General features: G+C 42.6%; 11 protein-coding genes. 3 read left to right on the top strand and 8 right to left on the bottom strand.

The genetic code is table 11. The features are described from left to right. Positions 1–159: 159 nt before the first annotated feature. Positions 160–2,100 carry an ATP-dependent zinc metalloprotease FtsH gene (gene ftsH, locus CAL7507_RS14840; protein ID WP_015129291.1) on the top strand — a complete coding sequence of 647 codons (1,941 nt, stop codon included), beginning with the start codon at positions 160–162 and terminating at the stop codon, positions 2,098–2,100. A 234-nt stretch (positions 2,101–2,334) separates the two neighbouring features. On the opposite strand, the gene CAL7507_RS14835 is transcribed toward ftsH, so the two are convergent. From CAL7507_RS14835 to CAL7507_RS14810, 5 genes are all read right to left on the bottom strand, one after another. Further along, positions 2,335–2,895, bottom strand: a complete 561-nt coding sequence (locus CAL7507_RS14835) for a Uma2 family endonuclease (RefSeq protein WP_015129290.1) — start codon at positions 2,893–2,895, stop codon at positions 2,335–2,337. A gap of 47 nt (positions 2,896–2,942) precedes the next feature. Beyond that, on the bottom strand, positions 2,943–3,368 hold the full coding sequence (locus CAL7507_RS30135) for a hypothetical protein (RefSeq protein WP_015129289.1): 426 nt from the start codon (positions 3,366–3,368) through the stop codon (positions 2,943–2,945). Positions 3,369–4,214: 846 nt separating this feature from the next. Continuing rightward, complete coding sequence (locus tag CAL7507_RS14825; protein WP_015129288.1) at positions 4,215–4,775, bottom strand: Uma2 family endonuclease; 561 nt, start codon at positions 4,773–4,775, stop codon at positions 4,215–4,217. Between the two features lie 71 nt (positions 4,776–4,846). Next, positions 4,847–5,407, bottom strand: coding sequence for a Uma2 family endonuclease (locus CAL7507_RS14820; RefSeq protein WP_015129287.1), 561 nt, complete (start codon positions 5,405–5,407; stop codon positions 4,847–4,849). A 649-nt stretch (positions 5,408–6,056) separates the two neighbouring features. Next, positions 6,057–7,874 carry a WD40 repeat domain-containing protein gene (locus CAL7507_RS14810; protein WP_015129286.1) on the bottom strand — a complete coding sequence of 606 codons (1,818 nt, stop codon included), beginning with the start codon at positions 7,872–7,874 and terminating at the stop codon, positions 6,057–6,059. 444 nt (positions 7,875–8,318) lie between these two features. Here CAL7507_RS14810 and CAL7507_RS14805 point away from each other — a divergent pair, with 444 nt between their 5' ends. Both CAL7507_RS14805 and CAL7507_RS14800 read left to right on the top strand, forming a co-directional pair. Then, a complete protein-coding gene (locus tag CAL7507_RS14805) occupies positions 8,319–9,302 on the top strand; it encodes an alpha/beta hydrolase (RefSeq protein WP_015129285.1) in 984 nt (327 codons plus the stop codon). A gap of 130 nt (positions 9,303–9,432) precedes the next feature. Continuing rightward, entirely contained in the window at positions 9,433–10,104 is a 672-nt protein-coding gene (locus CAL7507_RS14800) for an SDR family oxidoreductase (RefSeq protein ID WP_015129284.1), read from the top strand. An 8-nt stretch (positions 10,105–10,112) separates the two neighbouring features. Here CAL7507_RS14800 and CAL7507_RS14795 read toward each other — a convergent pair whose 3' ends face one another. The 3 genes from CAL7507_RS14795 to CAL7507_RS14785 form a co-directional block, all read right to left on the bottom strand. After that, complete coding sequence (locus CAL7507_RS14795) at positions 10,113–11,168, bottom strand: aromatic ring-hydroxylating dioxygenase subunit alpha (RefSeq protein WP_015129283.1); 1,056 nt, start codon at positions 11,166–11,168, stop codon at positions 10,113–10,115. 70 nt (positions 11,169–11,238) lie between these two features. Further along, on the bottom strand, positions 11,239–11,676 hold the full coding sequence (locus CAL7507_RS14790; RefSeq protein ID WP_015129282.1) for a secondary thiamine-phosphate synthase enzyme YjbQ: 438 nt from the start codon (positions 11,674–11,676) through the stop codon (positions 11,239–11,241). Positions 11,677–11,699: 23 nt separating this feature from the next. After that, complete coding sequence (locus tag CAL7507_RS14785; RefSeq protein ID WP_042341347.1) at positions 11,700–12,866, bottom strand: pyridoxal phosphate-dependent aminotransferase; 1,167 nt, start codon at positions 12,864–12,866, stop codon at positions 11,700–11,702. Positions 12,867–12,903 lie beyond the last annotated feature (37 nt).

Here is a 12,903-nt window from a genome sequence, read left to right as displayed (position 1 = left end):
ATTTTTTGGTGGGGTGTACACGAATTTGGCACGCACCATCTACTCTCTAGAATAGACCCATAGATACAAATCTTTGCAATCTTTGTTCTGCAACGACAAATTTAAACTGATGACTGTTGACTGATGACTGTTCACTGATTTAATCGAGGGTACATCAAAATGCCTGTTGAAACCAATAACAAAAGCCAAATCAAACCACCTAAATGGCGGCAATTTGGTGGTAGTTTTCTAGTTCTATTAACTCTGTTACTATTGCTTAATTTAATTGTTCCGAGTTTTTTCGGTTCCCGATTACCGCAAGTTCCATATAGTGATTTTATTGTTCAGGTAGAAGCCGGGAAAGTAGATAAGGCGATTGTGGGTAGCGATCGCATTCAATATTCCCTCAAAACTCAAACCCCCGATGGACAACCCACTGAACAGGTATTCACCACTACACCAGTAGCAATAGATTTAGATTTACCAAAGATTCTGCGTGAGCATAATGTAGAGTTTGCAGCCCCACCGCCAGACCAAAATGGCTGGATTGGGACTTTACTTAGCTGGGTTGCACCACCGTTAATTTTCTTTGGTATTTGGGGCTTTTTAATGAATCGTCAAGGTGGTGGCGGCCCCGCTGCACTGACGGTAGGTAAAAGCAAAGCCAGAATCTCATCTGACGGTAGTACAGGTGTGAAATTTACGGATGTGGCTGGTGTCGATGAAGCCAAAGCCGAATTAGAAGAAATTGTCGATTTCTTGAAAAATGCCACCAAATACACCAATTTGGGAGCAAAAATTCCTAAAGGTGCATTACTGGTAGGGCCTCCAGGGACAGGTAAAACACTTTTAGCAAAAGCGATCGCTGGGGAAGCTGGCGTTCCATTCTTTAGTATCTCTGGCTCAGAGTTTATCGAATTGTTTGTAGGCGTAGGTGCGGCGCGAGTCCGCGATTTGTTTGAACAAGCCAAAAAACAAGCTCCCTGTATCGTCTTTATTGATGAGTTAGATGCACTGGGTAAGTCTCGCGGTGGCGCTGGCGGCTTCGTCGGTGGTAATGATGAACGGGAACAAACCCTCAACCAATTACTCACCGAAATGGATGGTTTTGATGCCAATACAGGGGTAATTATTATCGCTGCTACCAACCGTCCCGAAGTCCTAGACCCCGCCTTACGCCGTCCTGGTCGCTTTGACCGCCAAATTGTGGTTGATCGCCCTGATAAAATTGGTCGGGAGGCGATTCTCAATGTCCATGCTAGAAATGTCAAATTAGCTGATGATGTTAATTTGGCTACCATCGCTATCAGAACACCTGGCTTTGCTGGCGCAGATTTAGCTAACTTGGTAAATGAAGCCGCACTGTTAGCGGCTCGAAAAAATCGCCAAGCTGTGGTAATGGCAGATTTCAACGAAGCTATTGAGCGTCTGGTTGCTGGGTTGGAAAAACGCTCTCGGATACTCAATGAAACTGAGAAAAAGACTGTAGCTTATCACGAAGTTGGTCATGCCATTATTGGTGCTTTAATGCCTGGTGCTGGTAATGTGGAAAAAATCTCTATTGTGCCACGTGGTGTAGGTGCTTTGGGTTACACAATTCAAATGCCAGAAGAAGACCGTTTCTTGATGATTGAAGATGAAATCCGCGGACGGATTGCGACTCTTTTGGGTGGACGTTCTGCTGAGGAAATTGTCTTTGGGAAGGTGTCTACTGGTGCTTCTGATGATATTCAGAAAGCCACCGACTTGGCAGAACGTGCCATTACTATCTATGGGATGAACGATAAATTGGGGCCAGTAGCCTTTGAAAAAGTCCAGCAGCAGTTTATCGAAGGTTATGGTAATCCCCGCCGTTCCATCAGTCCAAAGGTAGCTGAGGAAATCGATCGGGAAGTTAAGCTGACTTTAGATAATGCTCATCACATTGCCTTGAGTATTCTGCAACAGAACCGCGACTTACTCGAAGAGACTGCACAAGAATTGTTGCAAAAAGAAGTCCTGGAAGGTTCTCAATTACGCGATCGCCTCCAGCAAGCAATAGCCCCCGATGACATGGCAGAATGGTTGCGGACAGGTAAGTTATCTGCAGATAAGCCACTGTTGCAATCTATTTTGAATTAATGGGCTTCTTGCATAAATACTTTGGTGTTGATTAACAATACTTTTAAAAGCTCACGCATACCGCAAGCGGAACCCCCAGGGTAGACGCAGAGGCGCAAAGAAGAGCGCGAAAAAACGGAATTTAAACAGCGATCGCTTCTGGAAAGAGGGCGATCGCTTTTTTATAGTTAAATGTTATGGCGGTTCCCATTCAGATGCGGTAGAGCATTACATCGCAAGCTGTAGGGGCACGGCTTAGGAATTCCGAATTGGGATGAGTCGCTGAACTTGGACAGATACATCAGGAAAGGCTTGAGGAGCAATAGCGCCTGTGGTAAGTGTGAGTTCTGTTGTGTATTGCCCATTTTGTAAGTCTCGAAATACTTGCAACTGCGGAGACTTGAGGTTAACAACCCAATATTCAGCAATACCTGCTTGGGCGTAGATATCTTTTTTCTCACCTAAGTCTTTGCTCAAAGTGGCTTTGGAAAATTCGATAATCCAGAAAATGTCTTCAGGGTATGGATGATGTTCTAGGTAGACTGCGCCTAAAGGTTTGACAATGGCAATATCAGGAGCAGGTTCCGAATTATTGGGGAGGGTAATGGGTTTAGCATCGCGGATTTTGACCTGTTCACCCAGCAGTGTGCGGAGATAATCGGCTGCTTCTGTGTTGTAGTAGGCGTGAGGTTCTCGTTCTGGAGTCATAATGATCAGATCGCCACGCCATAGTTCAATTAGCTGGTCGTCAAAGATACCTGCTTCTATTGCTTGGTGATAGCGTTCAATTGTCCATTTATAGGTAGTTAAGGTCATAGCTATGATTTTCTACCGCTTAGACAATAGTTTAGTTTGATTTTAAGTTAACGTTCATTGCCAAGCAAAAATTCTCTTATTTGTTCAGACCCCAAAGTAAAAGCTATTTTTTCTGCATCTGTTTTCGGTCCCCAGAATATTGCTTGTTTTCCTTTCACCCCTTCTACAGGACGGCTAAAATTTATAGGATTAGCTAGCTGATATGCATAATTTCCGGGAAAACCAACACAATTAATGATTTTTACCGCACCCACTATTGCACCCCGTTTAACTGTTGTCAAATCAATGCCATATTCGGCAAAATAATCATCACTTTGTTTTGATTGAGAAGCGTGTATTAATACCCACCCCCTACGATTAGTTGGCTGAGTTCTATATTCTTCATTTTTGAACCCTTTGCAGATAGCATAGGCAAATGGAGCATGAATACTGATAGCTTTTAGCTTTGGTGGATATTTGATTTCGGTGTTCATCTTAACCAGGACTTACGCACTGTACAAATTAATCATGTTTGCTTTGACCAAAATCGCTCGTTTCAGACTTTGATTAATGATTATATTGATGGTAAATAGCCCGATATTGTAGGGGTTTAGCAGTGCTCATTGGTGTCAACTTAACGTGAAAGCCTTGTCAAGACATGATCTTCAATTCGCTCACTTACCATCACGATCCGCATTACCCCACCCCGGCTTTGCTGACGCAAAACCTCCCCTCCCCTTGGCTACGGTGTACACACAAGTCGGAAAATCTCACCTGCATTCGTTTTCGTTCGGTAGGGTGCGTTATGGACTAAAGTCCTAACGCACCGCAAATCTCGGATGGTGCGTTAGCCTCCGGCATAACACAACGCCAGTTCCCTCAAGTCGGGAAACCCGCCCACGTGACTGGCTCCCCTACTTTTAAAGGTTTTGGGGTGATTCAATCACTTGTGTGTACACGGTAGCCTCCCCTTGGCAAGGCAGGGCCGATTCATTCCATTTCAAAGAGGATTTGTCAAGATGGTTAGCGAGAAAATTGTAAGTAAGGGTGACGATGAGATGAACATTTAAGCACTTAAATATCAGTAAAATAGTTCATTCTATCGACACGCTGGTAACAAAATAACCAATTTTAAATTGCTATAACCCTTGATTTTTAAAGCTCTTTGGGGAATGAAACAGCCCTGCTTGGCAAGGGGAGGGGATTGAGGGGTGGGGTAAAACGTATGTCGGGTAAGCGTTTTAGCTCAAGTTGACACGCATGAGCAGTGCTAAACCCCTACGAAATATGTGTTTTTCCATTATGCATATTTCGTTTTTTCTGTCAATACGTAAGTCCTGTTAACCAAAACTCAACCAACCAAAAACCTGTTCCGCTGTTAATTCCAACTCGATACCTTCAATCACAGGTAATTTATCAGCACCTTCATATAACTCCACACGCTGTCCAGGAAACACCGCCAGCACACTTTCATCTTCCGGGTTAAGTAACCAGCCTAATTCACTACCATTGCGGGAACAATGCAATAGTTTACTTAGCACTTTTGTTTGTTTTTGGTCTGGGGAAAGAATCTCAATTGCCCAATCAGGATGAATGTTAAAGCGGTTAACAATTCTACCAGATGCCGTTTTAGGAATTCTATCCCAGCGAAACACCGCCACGTCGGGGACGATGGAAGCACCACCAAAAGTGCAACGCAATTCTGGGAAAGCGTAAGCAATTTTTTTTGTTTCTACTACTTGGTTAATGAAAGTGCAAAATTTAACTTGGAGTAAGCTATGTTCGCCTTGGGGCATGGGTTTTTGAATGATTTCACCGTTGAGAAAATCTGATGCTGGCTCGGTTTCTGGTAGTTTGAGAAACTCCTCTAAACTTAGCTGGGGTTGAGAGGCGATAGTCATAAGTGAATGAAATATTAGGAGATATTTTAATTATGAGCGTTAGGGAATGCTATGCGATCGCTTACGCTTTTTCATAACAAACTCAACCAACCAAAAACTTGTTCCGCTGTTAATTCCAACTCAATACCTTCAATCACAGGTAATTTATCAGCACCTTCGTATAACTCCACCCGCTGTCCAGAAAACACCGCCAGCACACTTTCATCTTCTGGGTTGAGCAACCAGCCTAATTCACTACCATTGCGAGAACAATGCAACAATTTACTCAGCACTTTTTTTAATTTTTGGTCTGGGGAAAGAATCTCAATCGCCCAATCGGGATGAATTTCAAAGCGGTTAGCAAGTCTACCAGATGCTGTTTTAATAATTCTCTCCCAGCGAAACACCGCCAAATCAGGGACGATAGAAGCACCGCCGAAGGTACAACGCAGTTCTGAGAAAGCATAAGCAATTTTTGGGCTTTCAGTTACGTTATTAATGACATTACCGAGTTTCATCTGTAGTCGGCTATGTTCGGCTTGAGGCATAGGTTTTTGAATAATTTCACCATTGACAAAATCTGACGCTGGCTCAGTTTCTGGTAGCTTGAGGAAGTCGTCTAAACTTAGCTGGGGTTGAGAGGCGATCGCCATAAGTGAATAAAATATAGGAGATAGTTTAATTATGGGTGATGGGCTATGTCATGCTGGAGGCGATCGCTAAGTTACAAATATTTTTTTAGAAAGTGCGATCGTATTTTCCTGTTCTAATACTCATTCACCAATCTCAAAGACTGATGAATGGAGTTCTGAGCTTGATGAACGGAGTTCTGAGCTTGATGAACGGAGTTCTGAGCTTGATGAATGGAGTTCTGAGCTTGATGAATGGAGTTCTGAGCTTGATGAATGGAGTTCTGAACTTGATGAATGGAGTTCTGAGCTTGATGAATGGAGTTCTGAGCTTGATGAACGGAGTTCTGAACTAGATGAACGGAGTTCTGAGCGTACCCGAAAAGTCAAAGATATACCAGGCGATTGGAAATCGCGGCTACACAAACGTTCGCCCTTGGCGTTCCCGAAGGGTAGTCCGCCTTCTCGGACTCTCTGAAACCCGCGTTCGCGTAGCGTTCAGCAGGAAAGGCGGGTTTAGTTTATATAGCCCCAGACTTCTAATTTGAGGGCGCGCCAAAAGTGGATGCTCCCATCATCTATACCTCACAAAGCTGCAATCTGCTGCAACTGATAACTGATACTTCGACTACGCTCAGTACAAGTAACTGATAACTGATAACTGATAACTGATTTAACTCCGCTGCCAAATCTTAATTGTCTTATCCAGACTCCCACTGACTAACATCTCACCAGAAGCAGTGAAGGCTACGGCTGTGACTGTGTTGGTATGTCCTGTAAAAGTAGCTAATAGTTCTCCGGTTTTTACATGCCACAATTTGATAGTTTTATCAGCACTACCGCTGGCGATAATTTGCTCATCGGGACTTAAAGCGATCGCACAGACTTCATCTCTATGTCCCTTGAGGGTGCGAATTAACTCCCCAGTCTCTAAATCCCAAACTTTAATCGTTGAGTCTTTACTACCACTAACGAGAACTTTAGCATCCGCGCTTATAGCTAGGGAACGCACGATATGTGCATGACCCAACAGTATATGTGTTGGCGGCAGATCATTGAAAGGTATTTCTCCCATTTGGTAAGAGGTGCGCCAGACTTTGATTTTCCGGTAGCTACCTGTAACCAAAGTTTGTCCATCTTGGCTCAAAACGAGGGAATGAGCGGCTGTATCATCTAAAGAAAGAGCGATCGCTACTCGCCGTTCTGTCAAATCCCAAAACAGAATTTTTCTGTCATCACCGCCAGTTACTAACATCCTGCCGCCTGGGGTAAAAGTCACGCACCTAACCACCCCATGATGTTTGTGCAAGATATCAATCAAATCTCGTGCCCCGACGTGCCAAATCTTGATCGTGGAATCTGCACCAACACTCACTAAAGTCTGCCCATCAGCACTAAAAGCTAGGGAATTCACCTCATCCACCAGCCCAGATATTACCCAAGGAGACTCTGACAATGTCTCTATTAATTCACCCTTGCTTAAATCCCATAGCTTCGTTTGTCCATGACTACCACTAGCTAATATCGGTAAGGTTCTACCATTGTTACACTCTAAACTCTTTGTCTTCAGCGATCGCGTCCGCGAAACGTCTCCCACAGGAGAAGAGTAAGCAAGGCAATTAATTCCTCTGGTGTGTCCTTTCAAAGTCTGCCAATATTCCCAGTCACCGATAATATTTTTCAGGGGATGTTCTGCTGGCAAAGTCCGCACTGTTTCGGTAATTCTACTCTCAACTACCTCTGAAGCTGCATTTTTTTTACCAAGTAGTGATTCTAAATACCAACTCAATCCTCCCGCGTACAACAATTTACTGGGAGTAACATAAAGTTTTGATTCAGTAAACTCAATCTGAGCAGTTGGTAAAAACCCTGTAATTACCGCTTGTTTTTCGTAGCCTAATTTACCAGTAGACGGATAGAATAAACACAAAAAAATTAATAATTGGTGATTTGTAAAATCATCTTGACTAACTGACCATCTAATTTTGTCTTTCTTAATGCCATTAAAACTTTCTCCATCAGCAGCATAAACTTGAATACTTAATTTTGGATCTGCCGCAACTAAATAAATAAATTTACTTTCACTGCATAAATTTCCCTCATCGTCTAAAACCATGTTTTGAACTGCGTCTTGTGGCACTTTTTTCACAAACTTACCCAGACGTTCAGTCATGATTCGCTCAACGATTTGCTCTCGCAAAAGATAATCAGCCGCTTGCTGCTGAAAGTATTGAGCAAAAGGTATCTCCCAGTCGGGAGGTTCGGGATATTCCGGTGGCGTAGGCGGCGGAAATTTGGCGAGAATTTCTGCTTGTTGGCGAGATAATTCTAGGAGTTTTGCCATTGGTTCGCCCCTAAATGCCATTATTTCATTGTGGCAACCCTTGACTTGACTTGCTAGTAAAGATAAGTCATTAGTCTTGGTTTTCTTCACACGTTGCAAGAAGTCAGCTTGTTGAGCTTTTAGTAAGCTAATCCAATCCATTTGCATTAGAGGGACACACTATTGCATACTTACGGTAAGCTATACCAATGCAATTACTCAAGTTTATAACCTTAGTTAATTAAAATTCAGTAATTCTATCAGTCTAATAAAACACAGTCAAAGGCATGTGTTTGCGGTCAAGATACACCCGTGTAGGACTCAAACATATCACGAACTGATAGGGCTGAGGTATGGGAGTTATGATGATTTCAGTTCATTCTAACGAACCTGGAGGGCGAGATACTGTTTCTACGGAGACAGTTATGCTTGCAAAATCAGGTGTGACGACAAGGAAGAATTAAAAATTGATGAAAATCTTTTGTCAGCAAATACCCATGTAAAGAAAGAGAGGACTGAGGACTGATGACTGTTGACTGTTGACAAATGACCAATGACAAATAACCAATGACCAATGACAATTAAGTTTGTCTAAAAATCAGGAGGCGACAAATGCCAGTTAGTGCTTTTTTTGAAGCTGCTAAAGTTGAGGGTACGCAGTCACCTTACGATACCATTCATCTCAAAATTTTATACCCTGGACAGATGTCAGGGAATGATTTAGCAAAAAATATGGGAATTGTGCCTGTTGATACCGAAAAAGCACCTTTTCCAGTAGTGATTTTTTTCAACGGTTTTAACTGTGATGCTCAACAATATCGTTGGCTGGCGGTGAAACTCGCTGAATGTGGACTGGTGGTAGTTCTCTTTAATTGGGTTGCACAAAATCTACCAGGAATAATTAGCCTCACTCCCGGAGTCGATTTACAAAACACTAAACCAAAAACTTATCGTAGTACTTTTACTGCTACAGCGTTACCAGCTCTACTGGCTAAATTAGAACAGTTGCAAAATCAGGGAATTTTGACTGGGATGCTTGACCTGGAAAAAATTGTTTTAGGTGGACACTCCGCAGGTGGTAGAGTAGCGATGGAAAATGCAGACCTCGGTTTTTTCCCCCAAATTGCAGCATCTTTTGCCTATGGCGCACATACAGCAGGATCTTTACTCCAAGGATATGAAGCAGGTACTATTTTACCGTTACCAGACTCTCTACCTCTGCTACTCATAGCAGGAACCTGTGATGGAGTCATAGCTAACAGTAGCTCACGCTATGGCATCAATTCAGCAGATCCTACCACACCAGTCATCCGGACATTTCAAGAAGCGATCGCTGGGGGACGAAATGACAGCTATTTACTACTTCTTGAAGGTGCTAATCACTTTTCGATAGCTGATCACCTAGACTCTACTATAGCTAGACCTTATCCTGACTTCCCCGCCACCCAACCCCAGGAAAACTTCCAGTTGTTGATGGCTGAAATTATAAGTTTATTTATTGATGCTCATGTTTACCTCCAATCAGACGCATTCCCAAAACTAGAGCAATTACTCAATGCTGCCAATCCTCTGATAAAATCCTTTGAGTGCAAATAAGTAAGGAATAGGGTCAGGTACAGGAAGAAATAACTAATAATTCTTGACTTTTGACCTCTTGCCCTGAGCGTAGCCGAAGGGTTGACTCTTGACTCTTGACAAATGACTCTTGACAAATGACAAATGACAAATGACAAATTATATTTTTCTGGCTGGTGCTAGTCGTGGTGTTGGACGAGAAATAGCCAAATGCTTAACAGCACAAAAGTTAAAAATTAAAGCACTTCTGAGAACAGACACCGTTGCTGCTGAATTAGAAGCATTAGGTATTCAGGTAGTTCTGGGTGATGCTTTAAATGTAGAAGATGTGGAACGCGCAATACTAACAGATGAAAAGATTGATACTGTTATCAGCACTCTAGGTGGTTTGCCTAGTGAAGGCGAAAGACCCGATTATTTGGGTAATAAAAATCTGATTGATGCCGCAGTCAAAGCCGGAGTAAAAAAGTTTATTCTCATTACTTCTATCGGTACTGGTAATAGTGTCGATGCTTTATCACCTCAAGCTTTAGCAGCACTAGGCCCAGTTTTAGCTGAAAAAGACAAAGCCGAACAACACTTAATCGGCAGTGGACTTACATACACCATTATCCGTCCTGGTGGACTCAAATCAGAACCGGCAACTGGCAATGGAGTTTTAACTGAAAATCCCCTAATTGTGGGCAGCATCCATCGTGCAGATGTCGCTCAATTAGTCGTCCGTGCTTTAAATTCTGAACGCGCTAATAATAAAATATTATCTGCAGTAGACCGAAATCAACTATTTGAGCAATTAGAGTTGGCAGAATTTAATTTGGATTAATTTTCATCTCAGCCGCGCCAGCGGAGTATCTGACCCTTGACAGGGTTCTGAAATTCTCGCCCTTCTGCCATAGACTGAGAATATTCTCGCTTTAATTGGTAGTACCACTGTGCCTGGATATCTGAATCCTTAATCAATCGCAGTATAGGGTTATACTTCAAGCCAATTTGTTGCTTTTCCACTACCATTCTATCTTGACCCAAAAACGTCCTGATCAATGAGCGTAGCAATGGCTTGAAACCTCCCAACCAAGAGTGTGTCCAATAAAGAGTGAAAGTTACCTCAGTTTCTGTGTCTGAAATGGGTGTGACAGTTGTCAAATTACAGACTCGCTGGTTGCCACTGGTTGTCTGTTCCACTCTGATTCCAGGCAAACGAAAAGAAATCTCTGTCTCCGGAATACCATTGCCGACAAACTTGTATAGTTTACCCATACTCGGTGACAATTGGTGTCGTCGCATGGTAAATCCGTAGGGCGAGGGATCGAATTGTCTGGCTTCCTCATTGAGTTTGGCGGATCGCCACCACCATACTTGGTGAACATATGGTGAATGAGCAGGGTCCATCAGACCTGTGACAGCGTGATCCACGAAACAGGGGAAGCGCATGACCTCAACTAGTTGTGGCGATCGCTCTTCAAAGCCTGCAATCACCGGAATCTCTATTTCTGAATCGGGAGGTTGAGGGTTATCCGGATCTGCCATATAAATCCAGATATTACCTTGGGCTTCGCGGATTTCATAAGACTTCACATTGAAGCGACTCAAATCCGTCTCTTGCCCTGCTACTAGCGATGGAATTGCAGTACAGCGTCCAGCAGGATCAAAGCGCCAGCCGTGGTAACAACATTCAACTTCTTGCCCATCAAATCGACCGCAACTCAAAGGCACAGCACGATGAGGACAAATGTCCCGTAAGGCTGAGACTTTGCCATCTTGGCTACGAACTAACAGCACTGGTTCTCCTAAAAAAGTGCGGCTGACCATCTTACCAGGTTTGATCTGATAACTAGGTAGGGCATAGTACCAAATATTACGTAATAAAAAGTTTTGGCTATTTGACATAACTAATGTAGCGATCGCCTACTCAAATAGATTGTTATTTGAGCCATAAATATATTGCCTGTTAACTGCTTTATTCACCGGAAACCTGCAGAGATATAGTTCTTTTCCTCGGACCATCTAGCTCAAAAAATAACACAGATTGCCAAGTTCCCAATGCTAATTTACCATCTACAATCGGGATTGTTTCACTAGTGTTGAGCATCATGGCCATTAAGTGTGAGTGAGCATTTATCGGTTCGTCTTCTGGGACATCCCTTAAATGTAAATCATTATGTAGATATTGGTCTGATTCTGGTGCTAATTTCTGCAAAAATACTTTTATATCCTCTAATAATCTTTCTTCATTTTCGTTGATAGCTAAGGCGGTTGTGGTGTGTCGAGCAAATACTAAAACTTGACCATTTTTAATGCTGTTTACAGCAATAAAATCCTGAATTTGCGGTGTTATGTGATGAATATTAATCCCTGGTTGGGTGGAAATTTCAATTAGTTTATGAATAATTGGCATGGTTTCAAAGATGAGTTTTCAGGTCAAGATATTATTGTTTCCAATCCTTGCACTAGTCTCTCAATACCTTCTTTTACTGTCTCTTTTTGCAACGCACCATAAGCAACTCGGAGATAGCATCCATCTTTCATTCCAAAAGTTGTACCTGGAATAACTGCTACTTGATGTTCTTGGATAAGTCGTTTGACTAATACAAAGGAATCCATCTGGGTGTGAATTTTGAGGAAGAAATAGAAAGCGCCTTCAGCAGGGGTAATGGTACATAGATTTTGTAGGCGTTGGAGAGAGTCAAGTACTATGTGTCTAACTTCAGCGATCGCTTTTATATTTTCTCTCAAATAGGCTTCTTTGGCTTGCAATGCCCCTAATGCTGCATACTGGGAAATTACTGGCGGACAAATCAGAATTGTATCTTGGACTTTTTTGACGGCGGCCAGTAAGTTTTGGGGAATCACCATATAGCCTATGCGCCAACTCGCAAAACCGTAGGCTTTGGAGAGGCTATAAAGAGAAATGGTATACTCGCTATTGCCAGGAAATGCACCTGGGGAAATGTGCTTCACACCGTTATAGGTAAAATATTCATAGGCTTCATCGCTGATATGATAGATCTGGCGATCGCCACAAATTTGATTGACTTGGTGCAACGCTGTTTCTGAATAAACTACCCCTGTCGGGTTATTGGGTGAAATTGTGACTACTGCCCGTGTTTTGGAAGTAATGGCTTGAGCAAGAGCCTCTGGACGCAACTGGTAATTTTCATCTGTCTCTACCAAAATTGCATGACACCCCGCCATAGTAATTGCCATTTCATGATTGAAATAGTAAGGCGTATTCAAAATAATTTCGTCACCTGGGGAAGTAATAGCCAGAATGGTATTCATAAAGGCCATATTGCTTCCCGCTGTCACCACAATACAGTTTCTCGCGTTGATTTCAATATTGTTGAAAGTTGACAATTTTCCTGTTAGTGCTGTCAATAAATCAGGAATTCCTTCTACAGCTTTATATAAATTATTAGCTGGTTCAGCCAGAAACTTAGGTAAAAGCTCAATTGCCTCAGGTGGTGGACTATAGGAAACTACGCCTTGTCCCAAGGAAATAGTTCCCGGCGAATTTTTAATCAATTCCCCAACTACAGGAATAATTGGTGATTGTACCGCCTGCATCCGAGAGTTTAAATTTGTCATTTGTCATTTGTCATCAGTCAACAGTGCGTCTCCTGCT

It is taken from the genome of Calothrix sp. PCC 7507, from assembly GCF_000316575.1.
In the GTDB taxonomy this organism is placed as follows: domain Bacteria; phylum Cyanobacteriota; class Cyanobacteriia; order Cyanobacteriales; family Nostocaceae; genus Fortiea.
This window is presented reverse-complemented; position numbering and strand designations above follow the sequence as displayed.